Consider the following 22,030-nt stretch of genomic DNA (forward strand, 5'->3'; position numbering starts at 1 on the left):
AATTGGAATATCGTCTATAGTTTCAATCCACGCCCCCGCGCGGGGGGCGACATAATAGTAACAAAAACAAACCCACTCAAGGGGTTTCAATCCACGCCCCCGCGCGGGGGGCGACCGTCACTTTCAAAATCCTTTATTTTTCTCGCTTTTCGAGGCTGTTTTTGCGAACCTCCTTTTTGAATGAGGGTAATTTTCTAAAAATATAGGGGCATATACGAAAAAACTCAATAATTTCAAAGAATGCGAAACCGCCATAAAAAGCTGTCCGCTTGGGGTTCGCGAAGGCCAATTCATACAATGAGTGGCCCTTCTTGATCGATAGCAGGTTTTGCTCCGACATGCTCCACCCGGTTTTTCCAGTTGGCGCCAAGATAATAAAAGCGCAAGCTATCTGATTCTATGTCAATCTGGTCGATCAAACGATTTTTGAGCATCGTCCATTGGGCCGGATCCACTATGCATTCAAAAACCGAATATTGGACCCGTTGCCCGAAATCCCTGCAAGCTTTCGCCACCCGCCTTAAACGACGGGGACCATTGCCATCATTGAACGAAACATCATAACTCACTAACACCATCATAATGTTTATCTCCAGATAAATGGCGGATATCCATCCAGATCACCCCGAAGAAAGCGGGCAAGCAACAAGGCCTGCACATGAAAGAGCAGTCCCACCGCTACTTTTTCACCGATATAGGGGTGCATAATCTCCTCCTGCTTGCGCTTTTGATAAGCGGTAAGCAGGTTTTTCCGGGTTTCATCGTCCATCACCACTGCACCGGTCTCCATTATTTTGAAGCCTTTTGCGCGAATCTGGCTGAGATTAATGAGGGAAAGTGCCATTCGGTCGGCCAGAAACGGACGGAATTCTTCCATGATATCCAGTGCGAGCCCCCGCCTCCCCGGCCGATCCCGATGAAGAAAACCAACTGCCGGATCAAGTCCGACCGCTTCCAGCGCCGCGTTCACGTCATGCATCAGCAGGGTGTAGAGAAAGGACAACAAACAGTTGACCCGGTCAAGCGGTGGTCGCCGGTTTCTTCCCGCAAACCGGAAATCTTCCTTCTGACCAACGATCAGATGATCGAATACGCCGAAATAAACATTTGCCGCTTCGCCTTCGAAACCTCGAGCCCGGTCAAGGGGCAGATCCGTTTGAAGATGCATGAGAATGGCGCTCAACCGGTCGGCAGCGGCGCGGATGGCGGTGTCATCAACTTTATCCGTATGATCACGCAATGCGCGCTGCAAGACCGTGCGGCAGTTGGCGATCTTGGCGGTCACCACGGATCGGGCCATAAAAGCCGACGCATTCGGGTCATCGGCGAGTCGATACTGCTCGCGCCGCAAAAGGACATTGCCGGAAACCGGTCCCTGAACCCGGGCAAGGAATTTTCCGTAATTGCTTAAAAAACTCACCAGAACGCCACGTTCGGCACAAAAGCCCATCAAAAAGGGACTCATGCTCACCTGGCCGAAGCAAACAACACCCCCCAGCGTGTGGATAGGCACCCGCAGCTTGACCTCACGCTCCACATTGACCGTGACGGTCTCCCCCTCTTTGTTCAGGTAGGCGCCTTGCGTGGTAACAAACAAGGTATTGAGCAGTTTTTTCATACAACAACCTCCTATGCATCCGGAGATAAACCCTATTCATCAGCCTTTTTCGGAAATGAGGTTCACGATAAGCCGGATCATTAAATCCTTCTGTCGCGGGTCACTGGCGGCAGTCAGCAATGAGAGCGCCACCAACGCCTTATTATCAATACCATGTTCAGCCAATAGACCGTTAATATTCATAAAATATAGAAAGAGAAAGGAGCCGATCCGCTTGTTTCCATCTGAAAATGGATGGTCTTTGATAACGAAGTACAAAAGATGGGCGGCCTTTTCCCTGAAGCTCGGATAAAGATCCTGCCCACCGAAGGTTTGCTGAACCGCGCCGATGATTCCGGCAAGCCCCTGTCCGTGTTCGTTGCCGAAAATATCGGTCGCTTCCCCCCTGCTCGCCAATTCCTTCTTCAAGGTGACAATGGCCTGTCTGGTTTCCGCTATTTCCAGAAATGCTTTTGTGTCCGCGGTTTTTTCGGGAACCGGTAAGGTGTCTTCATCATATTGTAAAAGAAGTTGCCATGTCCTGGCATAGTGGTTGACTATCTCCAGGATAGCTATCCCTTCCCCGCTGACAAGGTTTTGACCTGAAAGGGTATTCGAGAGCAGGTCCAGAACCTGCCGTATTTCGTCGGTCCCTTTTTCCGCCAGACGGCGCTGGTTGAGTGAATATCCCCGAACCAGATGGTCTTTCAAAACGCCCGTTGCCCATATGCGGAATTGGGTACCCCGCTTTGAATTAACCCTGTATCCGACTGAGATAATGGCATCGAGATTATAATACTCGACTTGATAGGTTTTTCCATCGGCGGCAGTTGTTGCATTTTTTGCAACAACTGCCGCCCTAGACAATTCCTTTTCAAGAAAAATATTTCGCAAGTGCCTTGAAATTACGGATTTATCCCTTTCAAAGAGGTCCGTTATCTGGTTCAACGTCAACCAAACGGTTTCGTTTCGCAGTTGCACGGCAATTTCGGCATCCCCCCCCTCTGACTTATATAGGATAATCTCACCGCGGTCGGTCTGCATATCACCACTTCTTATTGTCTGGTAGTCCTTGGTCATTTTCTCAATCCTCAAGCATTCGAGAAAGGTATTTAGCCACACTTTTAGCTGCGCCTGTAACCTTCGGCATGCATAGTTCACACAGCGAGCAGCTCTCGCACTTTGGGCCGAAAACCGGTTTTGGTGTTTGCCCCGAACCAATCAGTTCGTGCAGCCGGCTTGCCGTATTCTCAGTCGCAGAACGCAGGTTAGCGTCAAAGATAACATCTTTTCGCCGCCGAGTTTTGCCATAAAAAAGCGCTCCTGCCGGTATTTCTACCTCAAGCATTTCTTCCAAACAGATCGCCTGGGCACAAAGTTGCACTTCATCCCATTTTCCATTTTTGGGCCTTCCGCGTTTGTATTCCACGGGAAATGGCCGCCACGAGCCGTCTTCCTGTCTGTGAAATTCAACCACATCCGCCTGCCCTGAAACCCCAAGTCGCAGAGACCTCAAGGCAATGCCATAAGAAATCCGTAGTTTTCCTCTGGATGCCCGATCTTCAGAATGAACTCGCTCATGCATCACCCGCCCTTCCGCAGTATATATGTTTTCTGCCCATATTTGCTCAATGTGAATCAAGGCGCACTGCCGCGGGCAATACAGGTAATGCTGAAGGGCGGATATCATGAGGTTGTCGGATTCGGCATACATGGGCTGTTTCTTCTGCGTTGGCTTTTACAGTTTTTCGATAATCTCTACTCCGTCCGGGGCGCTGCCGATTGTCACTTTGTAGTCCTTGAAGGATCGCGCCGGCCCTTCAGCCCCCTCTTTGCGTTGGATATCGATCAGGTCAAACAGTTTGTGGGCCGGGGCGTTGCCAAGCTTGTCCTTATGCTTGAAGACAAAAAGCTTTTGGCTGCTCATCATCCCCCTTGCTGCGGAACGATCATGCTCGAACATGTTGATCAATGCATTCCAGAGCAGTTCCAGATCCTCTTCGCTGAATCCGGTTTTTTCCGCTAACGGCGCGGAAACAAACCCATGGGCCATATACAAGCCGTAAGGGACGATATGTTTCCGTCCCATGGTGCGCTCTTTTTCCAGATCTTTTTCGTTGGTTACCGCCATGCGCGTAATACTGATTTCCTGAGATACGATCGGCTCGATGCTTTTGGCGAAGGCGAGCTGCACCGGTCCACGAACCTGACCGCAATTGACTTCTGTAGTCATTACAGCGCCGAAACTTCTGATATCGTAGAAGTTCGCGCACATCCAGCCGGTAATCTTCTGCGCATCCTCGATCTTTTTCGGCAATTTTTTGGCTTCAGGCTTCAACTCCAACGCCTTATAGGCCATCTCGTTGGTTCTATTAAGCACCGCTTTTTCCTGTACATAAATATTGAACCCCTCGCCCCCTTCTTTTGCGAGTGCCACGTGGTTACGGATCTTTCGTTTCAGGCAAACATCCGTCACAAGGCCATGACCGGTTTCGGGATCGAAGCGAGGCATGTTGCCTGCATCAGGGTCGCCGTTGGGATTGCCGTTTTGGACATCGAACAGTAATACGAATTCATAACGATTGGCGATAGCGGACATGGTTATCCCTCCTGAGTCTTTTTGGTAAAAAAATCTTTGCGTTGGTGGTAGTAGCCGATCATGAAAAGCCCTTGTTCCTCAGCCTTCATAGTTTTGGGATAATCTGAAAACCCGGAAATGATATCCTGGGTCATGGTGTCATAAAAAAACGCACGCCCTTTCTTTTCCGGGTTTTTTTTCAATTTGGCGATGTGATTGGCCGAATTTTTAAGCAACATGTGAAACACCTGGCTCGGCGTGGCTGCCGCGGATGCCAGATACCGGTCTTTAATGGTGGCATTGGCATTGGGAATAGCTTCTTCCTGAGCTTTTTCCAATACGGCGAATAGTCGCCCCAGCAGGTAAGGTGGATCGGTTCGTTCGGGGTCGAGTGCCACGGAAACCTCCCTTCGTTTGTTGCGCTGCAGATAGGCTTTCAGCAATGCGGCGCGGAAATAGGTGACGTTGTGCTCGGCGTGAATACGCTCCAACACAATGGGTAATAGGTTCTGAGGATAGGGCACACCCGTAAGTATGGCGCGGGCCATGCCGCCGGCAAGGAGGGACGAGATATTTTCCGTTTTGCCGAGACTGGCGGTCTGGACAAGCAGTCGCCAAAGAGGCGGAAATTCAGGCTCACTGTCGAATTGCCGAACGATGCGGATCTGTTCGTAATGTATTCCGACACGTTCCAGCAAGGCTCCCAAGCTGTTCGCCTCCCAAAAGCGGATCGACAGTCGCGCAGCATTCGGCGCCAGACCGAGAATGAAGAACTGTATCTCTGCGTCAAGATCTGAAAAGAAGTCAGTTGCTTTTCGCCCATCCCTGAGCGCTGTGAGCAGGTCGTGAATCTGGCGGGTAGTCTGCTGGTCATCAATAGAAGCGTCTGTTTTATTGGCATCTACGACAGGTGGATCGAACAGCTCTGCGAATATGGTTTCCATCGGGTTCTCACAGGCGGCCCAGAAAACGTAAGTGGTATCGCCGATAGCTATTTTCTGACGACTGTTACCGGCCAGCAAAGAATTTAGAGCAGTAGTATAGGCAAAGGCGGACGTCTCCGCAACAGACGCCTTATCCTGTCTGTAAGAAACAAACGCTGACGCATTGAACGACACAATGTATCCGCCGGATGTCTGGCCCCCACGAACTCCTTTTATCGGCGTGTGTACCCTCGCCAAAGGAACATCCTTTTCCCCGGTTATCAGGCATTGAACAAGCGTCGTGTCGTTATTGTTCTGATTATATTTCAACCATTCGCGCTGCACGGGCCGACGGTCATGGATAAAACCACGTATCCCGTCCAGGCGAAAGACCAGGTTGGCGTTGCAGACGTCTTCCCAAGGCTGGTATCGGGCAATTATTTCTTCGGACTGCTCACATTCCCAGCGCCCTAAAAATCGACGAACGGCAGTAAAACCGGGGTCTTCAAGACCCTGTCCGACCGAGCCCAGAAAATCGCTGAACGCCTTGAATCTTTGGCGATTTTGTTCCGTAGGACCATCGCCATCCGCTCCGAATACATAGGACGCTTTATCCCAGAGAAAGTTGGCCTTGACTCCCGATGTTCTTGTCACTGCTGCCGGCACAGGCATTTTTCGAGGTCGCAAAATATTGCCGGCTTGCTCCCGCAGATCCTCGACACCCCGTAAGCCGCCATCCTCGGAAAGGACAAGGGAAAAAGAGATATTTTCAATACTGGTTCCGAACGGCGGCATCCCAGAATCGGGATCGTTCAGCATTCGTTCGTAGTAACCATTGAGAGCATGCAGAATCATGACTTCACCTCCATGGACAGAGGCGAGGGCGGCGAAATGACACCGTCCTCCATGGTGACCCTGAAAAAAAGAGGCGTCATCTCGTTGGTGAATTCGATATCCAGCAGCATGTATCCCAAATCCTTGGTTCCCCCAGCGTAGCAGGATTCAGGCACATCCCCCTCGATCAATTCGAAGGCCGCTGGAAATTCACGACACCCCAGAGAGGGTTGATGAAAAAATTGCCCTTTTTTTGCCCGCCTCTGAAAGATATCCAGATGTTTTCCTTCATTGTCCTGCGCACCGGCCTTCTCGGTCATTTCAAAATGGGCCTCAATGACGTATTCAACATCTCGAAGCAATGTCGAGGCCCGTTGTTGACGGTTGCCCCCGTCATCCACCAGAAAGTAGAGCGGCTTTTTGTCTCGCATCGCTGTTATGGGGTTGGGTTTGGGGATTTTTGAACTGACTTCGTTGCGACGAACATTGTCAAACTTAATGGGCCGCAAGACGTGGATCTTGTCGATTACCCAGCGGATAGCGGGTTTCCAGTGGATTGCCTCCAAAATGCCCCGCGCCGCAGAGGGTGTCATTACGTCGTATGAGACGCGTTCCACCTTCATTTCCGGGCGGGTAAAGCAGGCGTAATCTCCCCATACCCGCAATTTGATGCCATACGCCATAGGCTCCTCCTTCAATTATGCAGGCCGCCGCCGGAGCAGCGGCCTACGCCATCTTCAGCTTAAATACTTTTCTGTTTCAATCCACACCCCTTTCAGGGAGACATGGTCCGACAGCCTATGGAGGTTCCAATTCAATTTCCAGGACAAACAATTCCCTCCCAAATAGGCTCAACTTCGCTTTGAATCGCATGAGACCCCCTTTCGTTAGGTAATAACTGTATATTTCATGCGCCCCGCAAAGTCAATAAAAAACTTTAGAAAAGTATTAAAGCAAAAATCTAAATGATTAACTCATCAACACTCCAAACCTCGCCTTCAGAGACGCAAAGACCAACGTCCCGATATGCCGACATATTTCTTAACACTGGAAATTCACTACGGATCATCTCCAATGCACCCGATGAATCAAGAGCCAGGAATTCCTTGTTTCGGATGCTGACACTGAATTGTTGCAGTTTCCTGATGGTTGCCCGAGGGAATTCCGTATATCGCAACTCCTGAATCAATTTTTCGGCTTCCGGCCCGTCCGGAATGATGATTCCGATGCTTTCATCTTCGATAAAGTGAAAGTCGTTGGCAACTTCGCGAAAAGGCAAATAGAGATCCCTCGTCCGAATGTTCAATCGTGACACAATCTGTTTTTTGTCCAGTTCTTGGACATCGTAAAGCAGTTCGAAATACCTGCGCATTGCCTCAAAGCCAAGGGGGTCGGCATCAGGCACGGCCCTTAATGTTTCCGCGGCACGAGACATGCACTGTTTTAGCCAAGGCATGGATGGAAGCTTTTCAGTTTCGAAAATGAAAACTTTCCCCTTCTCCAATCTCCCCTCACGATTGCACCGGCCGGCTGCTTGGGCTATTGAATCCAGCCCCGCCATGGCTCTATAGACAACGGGAAAGTCGAGGTCGACCCCGGCTTCCACCAAGGAGGTGGAGATCACCCGGCAGGGCTTTCCTTTTTTCAAACGGATGCGAATCTCATCCAATACTTGCCTGCGGTGTTTGGGATACATATTGGTCGATAAATGAAAAAAACCCTCTGTCCCGCGATTTCGCTCGAATACGGCTCTGGTTTGCGCTTTGGTGGGAAGAATGCAAAGTACCCGGGATTCCGCTCGCAACCGTTCTGCCAGATCATCATCCGAAAGCGTGCCGACAAATTCGACCTCCGTTCGCGAAAGCGCCTGAAATAACCGGGAGGTTTCATCGACAATCTCGGTTACACCCGGAAGTGCCATCCGCAAGCTGCTGCTATCATCCAGCGCAGGCTGCGTAGCGGTGCAGAGCAGGACCGTGCAGCCATAGTGATCCACCAACTCGCGCAGTGCCGCCAGGCAAGGCTCCAGATATTCGGTTGGAATCGCTTGTGCCTCGTCAAGAACAATGACGCTTTTAGCGATATTGTGAAGTTTACGGCACCGGGAAGGTTTGTTGCTGAAAAGAGATTCGAAGAACTGCACATTGGTGGTGACCACCACCGGCGCGTCCCAATTCTCGGCGGCGAGACCGCGCAACCGGTTGTAAGCGCAATCCTCCGGTTCGTCGCTTTCTTTGTAATTGCAGTGGTGCTCCAAAACATGCTCATTTCCTAAAACATCCCGGAATATTTTTGCATTCTGTTCAATGATGGAGGTAAACGGAACCGCATAGATTATCCTGCGCAAGCCACAATCTTCGCGATTTCCAAGAAGATGTTCCAGGGAAAACGCCAGCGAGGAAAAGGTCTTGCCACCGCCGGTGGGAACAGTTAAGGAGAAAAAGCCCGATGGCAGCTTGGCTTTTTCACGACATCGGGCCAACACGAGTTGACGCCATTGGTTGACGGGGGTGGAATCTGAATCACGCGCTTTTTCAGCAAGATGTTCATCAAACCGACGCTTGAGGTCGAGAAAAATGCAAGGGCTCTTGATAGACGGCCGAAATTGGGCTTTTTCCGGATCACAAAAGGCTTCGGTATCCAGAAAATCCGCATCGACTAAACAAGAGAAAAGCATTCGGGCGAAAAAAGACAGGCTGAAGCTTCCCCGGTCTGGCGTCAATTTAAATGGCAACGTCAGTTCGTTCGGGAAGCATATCTCCGGTATTTGTTGAACATCATCCGGCACGTTACCATGCTTCAAACGGTAGTGCAGTTGCCCTTCTTGCGCCCCTCCGTCCGGAATCCCACCATGATGCCCGGCAACAGCATAGGCTATCAGCAGTCCGAGAGGGAAATATTTTTCTTTAGCAAGGCGCGCACCAAAGGTGGAATGATCGACCCTGACGGACTGCCCCTCCAACCTGCGCTGGAAAGCATTCGATGCCTTACCGGCATCATGGATAAGACCGGACACTTTTCCCCAATTTCCGGCGCCGAAGACCGATGAAAACGAGCGAGCCAGGTCGGCAACATTTCGAAGATGTTCTTCAAGCGGTTGCCAATCGTCTTTGTTTTTCGATTTGGTTGAATGAGCATAATACATTGCCATAGGCGTATGAGTTGTTTCCTTCCTGCTATTGCTTTTAAACATTACCGAACAGTTCCGCGCACCATGTTCCGGATAACGGATCATCTTTTGAACCCCCCGCTTCTGTCCCGCGCCTGCACCCGGGCTCGATAAAGCCTTTCGGTAAACCCGCCCTCTTTCAAAAACGCCTTCTCCAAAACGCGCAACTGCTGGTCGAGCAGGTAGTTGGCTTGGTGGGTGAGGCAGATGATGGTGTTGGCGGCGGTTTCGGGGGGACTGTTTTCGATATAGGTCTTATAAGTCGAATAGGACCTATTGGACCTATAACACAGTCCTCGAACCGCTTTTGCCTTCGGATGGTCTTTGGGCCAGAGGGACAGGCGGTTTTGCCGAAGGTAGTCCTGGTAGTCCAGGAGCAGCTCTTCGAGGCTCGCCCGGGCCACGCCGATGAGCTTGAGCTCGGTTTTTTTGGAGGTGCCGGATGCCATGCTCCCTTCGGCGATGTTTTGTTTGCCGCTTCGCGCCGCCTGAACCATCTGGTCGTGGGTGCGGGAGCGGCCGCTGATAAAACGATTGCAGAACACCATCGTGGCATCGTAAATGATCTCAGCCATCTGATACGATTTCAAATCGCGGTAGCCGCCGTGGGCGGGGATGAGGTCGGGTAATTCATGGTAACTGGTCATTTAGACTCCTGTGTGGTTTGGACGCCGCTCCCTACATAGCACGCTGTAAAGCTCATATAGTGAACCCGGTCGGTTTTTCTTGAAAAAATCATCGTTTTATCAACAGCTCGTTTTAAAAAGTACCTTTGGTCCTCCCCCCTACCCGTCTTGATAGTTTTTCACGATCATTGCCGCTTCCTTAGCCACCAGACGCCTCAGTTCTGCTGGTTTTATCACTTGCACGTAACGACCGTATTTGAGCACCTTCATCTTGATTTCGGTCAGATCCACCACCGGCAGGGTCATGATCAGGCTGCCGTCGGCACATTCCTCGACCTGCTGGCCGTCGAACCAGACTTCATTTCGAATGAACCGTGCAATAAAGGGTACAAAATGAAGCACGACCTCAACCTGTTCGGTTCCCTTGAAAAGCCCGAAGAAATTCGTCATGAAGGCCGTTACATCAAACTGTGGCTTTTGAAACGCTTGATGAGAAAGCGTCAGCCTGATCAGGCGGGCGAGTTGGAACATACGGGGTCTTTTTCGATGGCGGCAATAAGCGATCAGGTACCAGGAACCCATGTAATTATGCAGGCGATAGGGCTCCACCGTGCGCATCGAGATGACATCCGTGCCGGCGGCAAAATCAACGGGGGCGCCCAACCGGTCGCGCATGAAGGCAAGATCGCGTTTAAAGGTGCTTACCGAAATCTCGAATTGGTCCATGTAATGCCGGCGCGTGGTACGAATATTTTGCTTAAGGCGCTGATCAAACCAGCAGATCCGCTCAAATGAAGACATAGGCATTCCATCTACAGATTCTGGTGTGCTGCATTTCCGGGCGGATGAACCGCTTGGCTGCCGGGCTGCTGGGCAGTCTATCGGTCATACCTTTTTTTTCCGCTCTTTTTTGCGGCCAAAACGCTCGGATTTTTTACTTGAATATACTGGATGAAGCTTACTCAGGTGGTGCTTGAGTTGACGCTATTCTGATTTTCTATCTTAAGAAGCTATTTTAATGGCGGATGTGATGGAGAATAGCAATCCTTTTTTATTTGGGCGCCTGTTTCAAAACGCCCTATTTGGGCCGATCTTTCAAGGTGGGGCGCTAAGGATTTAAGAACAAAGAGTTTCTTGCCCCTTGCATGGCACGCTTTTCGGGGGTATGTTGCCGGTTATTGACCCCCGACAGTTCAAAATCGTGTGCCAGGTCGACCCGGGAAAGATTGAAAGAGCGATGAATGAATAAAACCCGAGGGCAAATCGAGTCGGAAATCAGCGAGGCCGTAACCCGTTTTGAAAAAGAGTATATGGGCCGCGGCCCTTTGGAGACGAAAACCTACCTTATCGAGGATATGGTGCTGGTGCGTCTCAAGGGCGTGCTGACGCCGGCCGAACACCACCTTGCGGAAACGGCTGAAAACAGCGGCGGACGGGAATTGATCAAACGGGTTCGGGTCGCCTTGATTGAAAAAGGACGTCCACTGCTGCAAGAAGAGGTGGAAGGCCTGGTTCGCGTCAAGGTGAAAAGTCTTCACACCGACATCAGCACCGTGACCGGAGAGCGGTTCATTTTGTTTACGCTCGCATCTGTGCCTTCTTTTCGTTAAACACTGAATCATTTCATATTGACATTCCGCACATCCCATGAAAGAAGGATCATTCTCGAAGGATCGCCATCTGGATGGAAACTGCGGTGCAGGGTTTATCCGGGGGGCGACGGCGGTGTGAAGGCGCCGTCCGAAAACGGGGTCGAAGAGTCCGGTAGAACCCTTTGGATAGGGTGCCACAATGGAATATAAGGCCGAAGATCGTTGTCATAACGCGATTTTCGGCCTTTTTTATTCTCCGAATAATGTTTTGACGGGGGAACTAAAATTGAACGGAAAGGCCGAGTTAACCGGTTTTGAATGCCGGAAACAAAAGGCATTTGCACCGGAAAACAACATGCCGCTCAGTTATCGACAGGTGGGAAGCAGCCCTGACGCGCTGATGCTGGTGACGGCGAAGACGTGCGCTTCCAGCATGGATTTGGCGTGGCGTCTGGCGGGGGAAAACCGGTTCCCGGAGTGGGCGTCCGTTCTCGTGTCAGCCCAAACCGCGGGACGCGGGCAATTTCAGCGGCACTGGCATTCTCCGCCAGGGAATGTGTATGGCTCTTTGCGGGTTCCTGCAATGAGGCCGGTTTGGGGAAATCTGTTTTCATTGCTGCTGGCCAAGTCGATGGCTGAAATTTTAAAAGGGCTCGGCTTGGCGCCCGCCATTAAATGGCCCAATGATCTTCTCGTCGGCGGGAAAAAAGTCGGCGGTATTCTGATAGAGGCAAAATCGGACATCGTCATCGCCGGCCTCGGGCTGAACCTGATCTCGGCACCGCGCACCAGTGCGCTGCATTCTCCGCTTGCCCCGGCAGCGGGCTGTCTGCAGGAATTCGGTGTGACGTGTTCACCGTTGGACCTATGGGTACCCTTTGTCCGCCACCTTCGATCGCAGGTGACGGAAACCCTTTTGCACGGGAATCCGGAACAATTTGTCGGCAACCTGAGGCCCCATCTGGCCTATATCGGCGAGCGCATTCTGCTGGATGCCTTCGGCGAGGCGGAGCGGCCGGTGATTTTTCAGGGGATCACCGCCGATGGCGCCATTACCGTGCAAACCACCGAAGGAGAACGAATTTTTCGTTCAGGCAGTATGTATCCGGTGGCATGACTTCCTAATTAAGGAGCGTTATCATGATCAAAACATTTGAACAAATAGCGGCTGAAATTCGGGGCAAAAAAATCCTGGTGGCCAACCGGGGAATCACTGCCCGCAGAATCATTCGATCCATTCGGGAAGTATTCCATGCCGTTCCCGTACTCACGGTGACCGATGCGGACAAAACCGCGCCGTTTACCGCCGGCGCGCAGGAATTGATCCTTCTGGGTGAAAATCCCAGAGCCTATCTGGGCATCGACCGCATTATCGCCCTGGCGAAAAAACAAGGCGTCGCCGCCATTCATCCGGGATGGGGGTTTGCCTCGGAAGATGCCGGGTTTCCGCAAAAATGCCATGACGCGGATCTTCTGTTTATCGGCCCTACCGCCGACGCCATGCGGCTTCTGGGCAACAAGGTCAAGGTGCGGGAACTGGCCCGCAATATCGGAATTCCGGTAGTGCCCGGCTCCCCGGGCGCCGTCAGTATCGCCGAGGCCCGAAAGGTGGCGATGGACATGGGCCTGCCCGTGATGCTGAAAGCCGAAGGCGGCGGCGGCGGCAGAGGGATTTACGAGGTCTATGACATGTCGCAGTTGGAAGGCGCCTTTACCAAGGCCTCCACCCTGGCCCAGGCCTCCTTTGGCAATCCGCGCCTTTTTGTCGAAAAGCTGCTGACGTCCGTGCGCCACATCGAGATTCAGGTCATCGCGGACCGGCACGGCAATGTGTTCGCGTTTGACGAGCGGGACTGCACGGTCCAGCGCAACCACCAGAAACTGATCGAGATGACCCCGTCGCCCTGGCCCGGCATGACGGAGAATCGCCGCGCGCGGTTAAAAGGCTATGCCGAAAAACTGGTCAAGGCGGTAGGCTATTATTCACTGGCAACTGTGGAATTTCTGGTGGATGGGGAAGACAACGAATACCTGATCGAAGTCAATACGCGGCTTCAGGTGGAGCACGGCATCACGGAATGCCGGTACGGCATCGACCTGGTGGAAGAGCAGATCGCCATCGCGTTCGGCGCCGCGCTGCGGTTTAATGCCGCCGACACCCTTCCGGTCAGCCATGCGGTTCAGGTTCGAATCAATTGCGAGGATCCCCGGCACGGCTTTGCGCCCAATTCGGGATTGATCACGCGTTACATTTCTCCCGGCGGGCCCGGCGTGCGTCTGGATTCCTGTATCTCCGGCGGATATGCCTTTCCCCCGCACTATGATTCGGCGGCCGCCCTGTTGATCGCCTATGGCAGGGACTGGCATAAGACTCTTGCCATCATGGACCGGGCCTTAAACGAATACGTCATCGGCGGCCTGAAAACCACCATTCCGTTTCATCGAAGAATCATCAGCCATCCCCGATTTATATCCGGCGAATACGATACGCGCTTTATCGCGACCACGCCGAATCTGATGGGGTACCGGGATGTCGAGCCCGAGGCGATGCGCTTAAGCCGCCTGGTGGCCGAGATCTCGGCGCGGGGATTCAACCCCTTTGTTCAGCTCGGAGAGTATCGCGGACCCGAAGACAAGCGCCTGGGAGCCTTTGCGCCGGTGCTACCGTCCCTTGAGAATACACCCCCGGAAACGATTTATCCGCGCGGGGACCGCAGGGCCTTGCTGGATTATCTTCGCGATTCGGGTCGCGTTCATTTTACGGACACCACCGCGCGGGATATCACGCAATCCAACAGCGGCAACCGGTTCCGGCTGGCCGAGGATAAGCTGATCGGGCCGTATCTCGACCAATGCGGCTTTTTTTCCATTGAAAACGGCGGCGGCGCTCACTTTCACGTGGCCATGATGGCCAACATGACCTATCCCTTTAACGAGGCCAGAAGCTGGAACCAGTTCGCCCCGAAAACGTTGAAACAAATCCTGGTCCGGTCCACCAACCTGCTCGGATATAAACCCCAGCCCAAAAATCTCATGCGGCTGACCGGCGAGATGATCTGCGCGCATCATGACGTGATCCGGTGCTTTGATTTTTTAAATCATGTGGACAACATGGTGCCGCTGGCGGAGGTTGTGATGAATTCGCCCGCAAACGTCTTTGAACCGGCCGTGTCCTTATCCTGGGCCGACGGGTTTGACGTGCCCCATTACCTGGGGGTCGTGGACGCCATGGTGGCCATGGTGGCCGATGTGATCGGCCTGTCCGGTAAAGCGGCGGCCCGCCGGTTCATTCTCGGGTTAAAGGATATGGCCGGGGTTTGCCCGCCCCGTTTTATTCGGGCGCTGGTGACGGCCATTCGGGAAAAATATCCCGAACTGGTCATTCATTACCATCGGCATTTCACGGACGGGCTTTTTGTACCGGCCTATGGGGCCGCCGCCCAAGCCGGAGCGCATATTCTGGACACGGCCATCGGCGCGGCCGTGCGCTGGTACGGCCAGGGGGAGGTGCTTTCCACGGCCGCTTATATCGAGGAAGAAATGGGGCTTAAAACCGGTCTTGATAAAGAAGCGATTCGGGCCTGCAACTTCGTGCTCAAACAGATCATGCCCTACTATGACCGGTACACGGCGCCCTATTTCCGCGGCATTGACCATGATGTCGTGCATCACGGCATGCCGGGAGGCGCCACCTCCTCATCGCAGGAAGGCGCCATGAAACAGGGCTATATTCATCTATTGCCGTACATGTTGCGGTTTCTGGCCGGCACGCGCCGGATTGTCCGGTATCACGATGTCACGCCCGGCTCGCAGATCACCTGGAATACCGCCTTTTTAGCCGTAACCGGTGCGTTTCAGCGAGGGGGAGAAGAAGAAGTGCGCCATCTCTTGTGGGTTCTGGAATCGGTGGCCGGCATACCGGAAGAGAGCGTGAATGAAGCGCTTAAAAAAGAGCGGCTGATGTTATACCGGGAAAGCAATGACGCGTTCCGGGATCTTCTCATGGGCCGGTTTGGCCGGTTGCCCCTGGGCTTTCCGCCGGAGTGGGTCTATGAAAGCGTCTTTGGCGACAAATACCGCGAGCTGTTGCCCCAGCGGACGCAGGCCTCTCCCCTCTTATCCCTGGCCGAAATCGATATTGCGGCCGAGGAAACCGATCTGGTCCGCCAGATCGAGCGGGATCCCACGGACGAGGAGTTGGTCATGTATCTGAACCATCCGGGCGATGCCTTAAAAACGATCCGCTTCCGTCAGGAATTCGGCAACCCGAACCGGCTGCCACTGGATGTCTGGTTCGAGGGGCTCAGGGTTGATCAGGAAATCGTCTTTAATGACAGCGACGGCAAACCCCACCGCATGGCCATTCTGGATATGGCGCCGGTTGATCCGGAAGGGGTGAGCCTGGTGCGATACGCCCTGGATGATGAAACCTTTGCCTACCCGGTCAAGGTGGCAGCCGCCACGGGCGCCAAGGTGGGCGCCCTTGAAATGGCGGACCGGGACAACCCGAGCCATGTGGGCTCTCCCAGCACCGGCGATCTGTGGGTCATGTATGTGAAACCCGGGGATATGGTGAAAAAAGGGGAGGAATTGTTCAACATCACCATCATGAAACAGGAAAAGGCGGTGGCTGCGGCCATGGATGGCATTGTTGAACGGGTCCTTAAGACGGCCGATTTCAAACATGACAAAAAGATGGTGCCGGTGCGGGAAGGGGAGTTGCTCGTGGTGCTGGGGCCTGTGCCGAATAAATGCGCGGGCTGTCAAGCCCCGATCAAGGAAGAAACCTTTCGGTTCTGTCCGGCGTGCGGTGCGGCTGTGGCATAAATGGGGCTGGCGGTTAGCTGATAGCTGGTAGGTGATAGCTGATAGCTGGTAGCTGATAGCTGATAGCTGGTAGCTGGTAGCTGCAACGCTACCTTAGAAAATGCCCATAATTCAAGGTTCCGTTGATGACGGCGTGCTTGAACGCGGCCACGGGTTTTCGCTCCCGCATCACCAGCCGCAACAGCCCCGCGCCCGTGATATTACCGGAAAGCACCGCTCCGGCCAGGCGGGCGCCGTCCGGGCTAAAGACGATTTTCCGGTAAAAATTCTTTCCTGAAGCAATATGGGTTTCATAGGCTGTGCCCAGCGTATGCACCACGCCCATGGAAACAAAGGGTTCATTGGCGATCTGGGTGGCGTTCATGATGCCGAAGGTGCCACTATATACGGTCTTTTGTCCGGCCATGTTGAACCCGGCGCACCGGCCCATTTCAACGGCGTTGGTCCAAAGGCCGGTATTGACCCTTGCCTGCGTTACCGGATCAAAGGTCACGGCCACATCGCCGGCCGCAAAAATATTCGCATCGCTGGTGGCGGTGTGCCGGTCCGCCACCACGCCGCCGTCCATGCAAAGTTGGCTCTCTTTTAAGAAGCCGGTGTTGGGCAACCCCCCTTTTCCGATGAAGACCATCTCGCAAGCAAGGCGCTCTCCGTCATTCAACAACACCCCCTGCACCCCGCCGGCACCGGAAATAACGGCGGTCGCGCGTTTACCGGTCAGAATCTTTAACCCCGCAGCATCAAGGGCCGCGCGAATGCGTGCGGCATCCCGCGGTTCCATGAGTTGCGAGAGTACTTCCGGGGAAAACACCACGAGCGTCACCCGAATGCCCTTTTCCAGAAGGGCAAAGGCGGTCTTGAGATTTAACAGACCGCCGCCGAGCATGACGGCATGCCGGGCAGTTTCGGCGCGAACCGACGCAGCCCGGGCATGCGCAAGCGTTCTCATGGTAAACACGCCGGTTGCAGCGGTGTTTTCAATTTCCGGCGGCAGATGGGGGCGAGACCCCGTGGCGATCAACAACCGGTCAAACGGAATTTCCATACCCTTGGCCGTTCGGACGATTTTTTGAGCGCCATCGATACCGGCCACCCGAACGCCGGTGTTGACCGTTATGTCCCCTGCCGTATAGGGGCCTTTTCCCGAGAGCATCATCTGCGCGGCGCTTTTTTTGCCGCTGATCAGATAGGGAATAAGCGGCCTGAAATAAGGCGGATCGGATTCTTCGGTAAGAATCGTCACCCGCCCCCGGCAATCGGTTTCACGAATCGTCTGCGCCGCCGCCATACCGGCCGCGCTGGCGCCGATGATGACATATCGCATCACATTGTCATTTTTCATGGATTACGCCCCGCTTCCGGCCGTTATTTTGAATGCGGCCGTTTGCCGAATCTCTTTGGCATGCGTTGCAGCGGATCTGTAAACCAACGCTTTCGTGGGACAGGCCGTTACACAGGCCGGCATCTTGAGATCCGGACATCGGTCGCATTTATAGGCCTTTTGTTCCTGCAAATGCCGCCCGATAACACCGTACGGACACACCATCACACAAGTCCAGCAACCGATACACCGGTCCGGATCACTTCGCACCACGCCCTCGGCCGATCGGAAAATCGCACCGCTGATGCAGGCATGCAGGCAGGGCGCCTCCTCGCAATGGCGGCATAAGATCGGCACGGGCCTGTTCGGCGGCGCCCACTCCACATAAATCCGCTTTTGGGGAACAGACCGCTCAAGCAACGCGCCGTATAATGTCTTTGATTCGGAATGGGCCACCGCACACGCCAACTCACATGTGTGACACCCCATGCACTGATCGAGTTTCACGAATATTTCTTTTGGCTCGGACATCATGAGCTCCTTTTTTGATTTAAAGCCCCAGACCTTTCCTTCGCTCATCAATGGCGGCGATAAGCTTGATCGCCGAGGATTCCGGATCCAGATCCACGATGAAATAGCCGCCGGTCAGATCCTTTAATTTTTCGGTGAGCACTTCGGTGACCAACGGGCTACCCAACACCGGCAACATCACCCCGACATGGGTCGGCAACCCGGCCGCCACAGCATAGGCGCCAATGGAGACGGCCTTTTCAGAAACCGCCTCGGGCGCGGAAGCCACGACAGGCAACTTGGCCGTATCCACGCCCAGATACCGGGCCACGGCCACCGCCATGGCCACGGCACGGGAGTTATCCACGCAAGAGCCCATATGAAGCACGGGGGGCAAGGGGCCGCCAAGGCCGTTTGCTTTCCCGATCGCGGTCAGCACGGCGGCAAGCCTTTCGCCACACAATTCAGGCACGTTGGCAGGGTCCATGAATCCATGCCGCATCAGCGCACCCGCGCCGCATCCGGTGGCCAGCACCAGCACGTTTTCCTTCAGCAGCTTTTTGGCGATCGTGACAAAATTTCTGTCCTGAGGAACCTTGACGTTGTTACACCCGGCAAAGAGACACACGCCACGGATATTGCCCGCCACGATGTTGTCCACCAGCGGCTTTAACGGCGCATCGGCATCGAGTTTGGCAAGCGCCGCCACAATGGCTTCCACCGAAAACCCGGCGATCACCTTTTCCTTGAAATCCGGAATATCGACCGGGCGATTCCGTCTGCGTTTGAAATTTTCGATGGCGATGTCGATGATGCGCCTGGAGGTTTCAAGCGCCGATTCCTCGGAGAACGCCACATGCTCGGTGCCGGTGATCTTGGCCAGGTCCATGGTCGTAATCACGGTGGTACCCATGCACTCGGCCACCGTGGCCATCGACGGCATGATGCATTGGTAATCCACCACCATGGCATCCACGGCGCCGGTCACAAGGGCCATCTCCTGGCTCACCGAATGCGTGCAGGCCGGAATACCATGGCGCATCAGGATCTCGTTTCCCGTGCAGCACACCCCTACCAGGTTGATGCCGGCGGCGCCGACCGCCTTTGCTTTTTCCGCCATGCCCGCCGCCGCGGCCACAATCACTTCGGAGACCACCGGGTTATGTCCGTGAAGCGCGATATTGACGCTTCCTTTTTTCAGCGTGCCCAGGTTGGCTTCAGAAACCACCGGTTGCGGGGTTCCGAACAGAATATCGGCCAGATCCGTGCCCATATAGCATCCGGCCAGATCCGCCACCGCGCACCGAAGACCCGCGAGCAACAGGTTGACCGCATCGGCGTCCACACCATAAAGCGTGCGGTGCATGATCTCCGAAATTTCGTGATCAATGCCCTTGGGAACAATCCCCAGGCGGGTCAATACGTCCACGCGCTCCTTGTTGACCACGGTGGCGGCCCACAACACCGGGGTATCTTTTTCATGAAAATCGGCCAGGGCCGCAGCCGCGACATCCCGGGCGATATCAATGTCTTCCCGGCCGCTCACGGCGATACCGAGCCGGGTGGCCACGGCTTTAAGTTTAACCGCATCTTTGATGCCATAAGCGGATGCTTTTCCGATGGCCATTTTCATCAGGGTGTGGGCCAGGTGCTTGGCATGCCCGGAGTGGGCCGCCGTGCCCGCCGCAATGGCCCGATCAAGCCCCCGGGCCACCATGACATCCGCCGTGGCCCCGCAAATTCCGGTGGCGGGACCATTGCCGAAGGGGTCGATGCGGCAAGGGCCCTGAAGGCAATGCCGGCAGCACAGTCCGGTATCTCCGAACCCGCACTGGGGCTTCATGGCCTCATAGCGGTCCCACACGGAACTGATTTCTTCGGCTTTCGCCTTGGCGATCATTTGGTTTACCGCCGGATCCAGGCTCTTTTCCATTCCATTTCCGGTTGACATGCGTTTCCTCCTTCGATCGATATATTAACTTTTTATCTTTACTTCCGGAAGGTATTCCTTGAACGTCACCCCGTAAATATCCCAAACCGTGGTAAACAAAGCGGCGATAATGGGGCCGATAATAAAACCGATGAGACCGAAGAGACTGATCCCTCCCAGGGTGCCGAAAAAAATTAGCAGCTCGTGCATTTGGGTATCTTTCCCCACGAAGCGGGGACGAAGCAAATTATCCACGCTTCCAACCAAAAGCCCGCAAAACAGCATCAGGCCGATCGCCTGAACAAAATGTCCGCCCGCGGCCAGAATAATAGCCGCCGGAAACCAAATCAGGGCCGAGCCCACCGCCGGTATGATCGAAAGCACGGTCATGATGGTGGCCCAAAAAAGGGCGCTATCGATGCCGACCACCCAAAAGGCCAAGCCGGCAAATGTACCTTGAATGAGGCCGATCACCAGCGTTCCCTTGATGGTGGCCCGGGTAACCGAAGTAAATCGATCCAGCATTCGGCGCTCGTCCTCATCCGTCAGCGGCAGATAATAAAGCATTTTGTTCAGAATCTGATCGCCTTCCTTTAAAAAAAAGAACATGGTGTAAAGAAAAACGAAAAACAGGAAAATGAAGTTCACAGTGGACAGGGTGACCGTTTGCAGGCTGTCAAAGAGAAAGGTGCTCATCTTTCCCACCAGTGCGCCCGCTTTTTCCAGAATCACATCCTGGTAGGATTTGACCTGATCATAATACGGCACGGATTGCATCAGCTCGTCAAAGGCGGTAGGCTCTTTTATTCGCTGCTCAATCCAGGGCTTGACGGAGTTGCTGATCTTTATCGCCTGGCCGGCGACGATGCCCAGCAGCCCGGCAAGGGGCAAAAATATGATCAGTAAAATAAAGGCCAGCGTTGCAGCGGCGCTTGCGTTCTTTCGGCCGTTAAACCACTTTAAAAACCGTCGAAAAATGGGCTGCGCCATGGCGGAAAAAATGCCGGTTACCAGTATCACCATCAGAAACTGGCGAATCATGGAGATAAAGAGCAGCGAAATCAAAAGCACCACGAGAAACAAAACCACTTTATTGAGCACCGGACGGTCCATTTGGTCCCCTTTGAATTAATATTTGATAGCCACAACAGCCTAATCCGGCAAAGCCGGATGCTGGAAGGCTGGGATGCTGGGAGGCATAAAAGCCATCTTTCACCTTCAGTGAACATACACGCAAAAACGTGTATGTTTCTGATAGAGGGTCTAAAACGGCTTAAAACGCGTTTTCGAAAAGGCGAGCCACCCGGTCTACATGCTTTTTCTCCGCCTGGGACAGGTTCAGCAGCGCCTTTTGAATGCGCTCATCCTCGCTCTGATCGGCCAAGCTTCGATACAAATCATAGGCCGCATATTCGATACGAAGCGCCATCTCCAGGGCATTTGTCATAAACGGGCCGGGCATGGCTTCCAGTTGGCGGCAAAGTTCGGAAAGCGGTTGCCCCCCTTCCACGATATCGCCGGAAAGCGCGCCGTAAACATCCTGAAACATCTCGGTGGAACGCTCATCCCGGGGGAAAAGGTTGTAAATCAACCGGGCATGGGCGGTTTCCATGACGCTGATGTCTACCAACGCCTTGACCAGGTCCGTGTCCGTGCATTTTTTAATGACATAGTCATAAAAAAGAAATGCGCCCTTTTCAAGATTCATTGCCGTTTTGACCCAATCCGTGGGAGCCGACAGATCGTTAAAAATCTCCAGTTTTGGAACATCCGTCACCACTTGCGCTTCCCAGGCGGCAATGCCGCCGGTAAGGCTGTAAATGGCATGCGGATGTCGCCCGCTGTCCGCGCAGCGTTCCGCGGCGACCCGCGAGCGAATGCCGTGCGCGCAATAAAAGATAAGATTCTTATTCACCGGCACCCGCGTGACATCTTTCATTACCTGCGGCAGCGGGATCAGCAAGGCGCCCGGAATATGCTCAACCTCATACTCCTGCGGCTGACGGACATCCACCAGAAGATAATCCTCTTCCCGCTCCCGCTGCATGTATTCTTTAAGCTCTTCGGGCCACATGGCCTTGATCTTTTCATCTTTCATTCTTTCATACTCCCCATGTGTGTGA

The 22,030-nt window shown here is 53.7% G+C and carries 18 protein-coding genes; 3 read left to right on the top strand and 15 right to left on the bottom strand.

Annotation, left to right across the window (positions count from 1 at the left end):
* Window positions 1-290: 290 nt before the first annotated feature.
* The 10 genes from cas2 to RBT11_10030 form a co-directional block, all read right to left on the bottom strand.
* Window positions 291-581, bottom strand: coding sequence for a CRISPR-associated endonuclease Cas2 (gene cas2, locus RBT11_09985; protein ID MDX9787097.1), 291 nt, complete (start codon window positions 579-581; stop codon window positions 291-293).
* A gap of 5 nt (window positions 582-586) precedes the next feature.
* The gene (gene cas1c, locus RBT11_09990) at window positions 587-1,618 is read right to left on the bottom strand and encodes a type I-C CRISPR-associated endonuclease Cas1c (protein MDX9787098.1); all 1,032 of its coding nucleotides are present in this window, start codon (window positions 1,616-1,618) and stop codon (window positions 587-589) included.
* Window positions 1,619-1,657: 39 nt separating this feature from the next.
* Complete coding sequence (locus RBT11_09995; protein ID MDX9787099.1) at window positions 1,658-2,677, bottom strand: virulence protein RhuM/Fic/DOC family protein; 1,020 nt, start codon at window positions 2,675-2,677, stop codon at window positions 1,658-1,660.
* A gap of 4 nt (window positions 2,678-2,681) precedes the next feature.
* Window positions 2,682-3,311 (bottom strand): CRISPR-associated protein Cas4, encoded by a 630-nt coding sequence (gene cas4, locus RBT11_10000; protein ID MDX9787100.1) that lies wholly within the window; start codon window positions 3,309-3,311, stop codon window positions 2,682-2,684.
* 24 nt (window positions 3,312-3,335) lie between these two features.
* Entirely contained in the window at window positions 3,336-4,196 is an 861-nt protein-coding gene (gene cas7c / locus RBT11_10005) for a type I-C CRISPR-associated protein Cas7/Csd2 (GenBank protein ID MDX9787101.1), read from the bottom strand.
* A 2-nt stretch (window positions 4,197-4,198) separates the two neighbouring features.
* Window positions 4,199-5,953, bottom strand: a complete 1,755-nt coding sequence (gene cas8c, locus RBT11_10010; protein ID MDX9787102.1) for a type I-C CRISPR-associated protein Cas8c/Csd1 — start codon at window positions 5,951-5,953, stop codon at window positions 4,199-4,201.
* Entirely contained in the window at window positions 5,950-6,615 is a 666-nt protein-coding gene (cas5c, locus tag RBT11_10015) for a type I-C CRISPR-associated protein Cas5c (protein MDX9787103.1), read from the bottom strand. Before cas5c ends, cas8c begins: the two co-directional genes overlap by 4 nt.
* Window positions 6,616-6,893: 278 nt before the next feature.
* Window positions 6,894-9,083, bottom strand: a complete 2,190-nt coding sequence (locus RBT11_10020; GenBank protein ID MDX9787104.1) for a CRISPR-associated endonuclease Cas3'' — start codon at window positions 9,081-9,083, stop codon at window positions 6,894-6,896.
* A gap of 80 nt (window positions 9,084-9,163) precedes the next feature.
* Window positions 9,164-9,748, bottom strand: a complete 585-nt coding sequence (locus tag RBT11_10025) for a four helix bundle suffix domain-containing protein (GenBank protein ID MDX9787105.1) — start codon at window positions 9,746-9,748, stop codon at window positions 9,164-9,166.
* A gap of 138 nt (window positions 9,749-9,886) precedes the next feature.
* Window positions 9,887-10,528, bottom strand: coding sequence for a WYL domain-containing protein (locus RBT11_10030; protein ID MDX9787106.1), 642 nt, complete (start codon window positions 10,526-10,528; stop codon window positions 9,887-9,889).
* A 440-nt stretch (window positions 10,529-10,968) separates the two neighbouring features.
* Between RBT11_10030 and RBT11_10035 the strand changes: the two genes are divergently transcribed.
* The 3 genes from RBT11_10035 to RBT11_10045 all read left to right on the top strand — a co-directional run bounded on the left by RBT11_10035 (window position 10,969) and on the right by RBT11_10045 (window position 16,146).
* Complete coding sequence (locus RBT11_10035; protein ID MDX9787107.1) at window positions 10,969-11,337, top strand: DUF2294 domain-containing protein; 369 nt, start codon at window positions 10,969-10,971, stop codon at window positions 11,335-11,337.
* 181 nt (window positions 11,338-11,518) lie between these two features.
* Entirely contained in the window at window positions 11,519-12,436 is a 918-nt protein-coding gene (locus RBT11_10040; protein ID MDX9787108.1) for a biotin--[acetyl-CoA-carboxylase] ligase, read from the top strand.
* Window positions 12,437-12,459: 23 nt separating this feature from the next.
* Window positions 12,460-16,146 (top strand): pyruvate carboxylase, encoded by a 3,687-nt coding sequence (locus tag RBT11_10045; protein ID MDX9787109.1) that lies wholly within the window; start codon window positions 12,460-12,462, stop codon window positions 16,144-16,146.
* Window positions 16,147-16,234: 88 nt separating this feature from the next.
* Here the strand turns inward: RBT11_10045 and RBT11_10050 are convergent, their stop codons facing one another.
* The 5 genes from RBT11_10050 to RBT11_10070 form a co-directional block, all read right to left on the bottom strand.
* On the bottom strand, window positions 16,235-17,488 hold the full coding sequence (locus tag RBT11_10050; protein ID MDX9787110.1) for an FAD-dependent oxidoreductase: 1,254 nt from the start codon (window positions 17,486-17,488) through the stop codon (window positions 16,235-16,237).
* 3 nt (window positions 17,489-17,491) lie between these two features.
* Window positions 17,492-18,001, bottom strand: a complete 510-nt coding sequence (locus RBT11_10055; protein ID MDX9787111.1) for a 4Fe-4S dicluster domain-containing protein — start codon at window positions 17,999-18,001, stop codon at window positions 17,492-17,494.
* 16 nt (window positions 18,002-18,017) lie between these two features.
* Window positions 18,018-19,928: an anaerobic carbon-monoxide dehydrogenase catalytic subunit gene (gene cooS / locus RBT11_10060; protein MDX9787112.1), complete on the bottom strand. Its 1,911-nt coding sequence runs from the start codon at window positions 19,926-19,928 to the stop codon at window positions 18,018-18,020.
* A gap of 24 nt (window positions 19,929-19,952) precedes the next feature.
* The gene (locus tag RBT11_10065; GenBank protein MDX9787113.1) at window positions 19,953-21,020 is read right to left on the bottom strand and encodes an AI-2E family transporter; all 1,068 of its coding nucleotides are present in this window, start codon (window positions 21,018-21,020) and stop codon (window positions 19,953-19,955) included.
* Between the two features lie 160 nt (window positions 21,021-21,180).
* Window positions 21,181-22,005 (bottom strand): rhodanese-like domain-containing protein, encoded by an 825-nt coding sequence (locus RBT11_10070; protein MDX9787114.1) that lies wholly within the window; start codon window positions 22,003-22,005, stop codon window positions 21,181-21,183.
* Between the last annotated feature and the right edge of the window lie 25 nt (window positions 22,006-22,030).

It is taken from the genome of Desulfobacterales bacterium (assembly GCA_034003325.1).
Classification (GTDB): Bacteria; Desulfobacterota; Desulfobacteria; order Desulfobacterales; family JAFDDL01; genus JAVEYW01.

What these genes read in the sequence shown, in the direction of transcription:
- cas2 (MDX9787097.1), bottom strand. Translation starts at nt 581, where the DNA reads ATGATGGTGTTAGTGAGTTATGATGTTTCGTTCAATGATGGCAATGGT.
- cas1c (MDX9787098.1), bottom strand. Translation starts at nt 1,618, where the DNA reads ATGAAAAAACTGCTCAATACCTTGTTTGTTACCACGCAAGGCGCCTAC.
- RBT11_09995 (MDX9787099.1), bottom strand. Translation starts at nt 2,677, where the DNA reads ATGACCAAGGACTACCAGACAATAAGAAGTGGTGATATGCAGACCGAC.
- cas4 (MDX9787100.1), bottom strand. Translation starts at nt 3,311, where the DNA reads ATGTATGCCGAATCCGACAACCTCATGATATCCGCCCTTCAGCATTAC.
- cas7c (MDX9787101.1), bottom strand. Translation starts at nt 4,196, where the DNA reads ATGTCCGCTATCGCCAATCGTTATGAATTCGTATTACTGTTCGATGTC.
- cas8c (MDX9787102.1), bottom strand. Translation starts at nt 5,953, where the DNA reads ATGATTCTGCATGCTCTCAATGGTTACTACGAACGAATGCTGAACGAT.
- cas5c (MDX9787103.1), bottom strand. Translation starts at nt 6,615, where the DNA reads ATGGCGTATGGCATCAAATTGCGGGTATGGGGAGATTACGCCTGCTTT.
- RBT11_10020 (MDX9787104.1), bottom strand. Translation starts at nt 9,083, where the DNA reads ATGGCAATGTATTATGCTCATTCAACCAAATCGAAAAACAAAGACGAT.
- RBT11_10025 (MDX9787105.1), bottom strand. Translation starts at nt 9,748, where the DNA reads ATGACCAGTTACCATGAATTACCCGACCTCATCCCCGCCCACGGCGGC.
- RBT11_10030 (MDX9787106.1), bottom strand. Translation starts at nt 10,528, where the DNA reads ATGTCTTCATTTGAGCGGATCTGCTGGTTTGATCAGCGCCTTAAGCAA.
- RBT11_10035 (MDX9787107.1), top strand. Translation starts at nt 10,969, where the DNA reads ATGAATAAAACCCGAGGGCAAATCGAGTCGGAAATCAGCGAGGCCGTA.
- RBT11_10040 (MDX9787108.1), top strand. Translation starts at nt 11,519, where the DNA reads ATGGAATATAAGGCCGAAGATCGTTGTCATAACGCGATTTTCGGCCTT.
- RBT11_10045 (MDX9787109.1), top strand. Translation starts at nt 12,460, where the DNA reads ATGATCAAAACATTTGAACAAATAGCGGCTGAAATTCGGGGCAAAAAA.
- RBT11_10050 (MDX9787110.1), bottom strand. Translation starts at nt 17,488, where the DNA reads ATGAAAAATGACAATGTGATGCGATATGTCATCATCGGCGCCAGCGCG.
- RBT11_10055 (MDX9787111.1), bottom strand. Translation starts at nt 18,001, where the DNA reads ATGATGTCCGAGCCAAAAGAAATATTCGTGAAACTCGATCAGTGCATG.
- cooS (MDX9787112.1), bottom strand. Translation starts at nt 19,928, where the DNA reads ATGTCAACCGGAAATGGAATGGAAAAGAGCCTGGATCCGGCGGTAAAC.
- RBT11_10065 (MDX9787113.1), bottom strand. Translation starts at nt 21,020, where the DNA reads ATGGACCGTCCGGTGCTCAATAAAGTGGTTTTGTTTCTCGTGGTGCTT.
- RBT11_10070 (MDX9787114.1), bottom strand. Translation starts at nt 22,005, where the DNA reads ATGAAAGATGAAAAGATCAAGGCCATGTGGCCCGAAGAGCTTAAAGAA.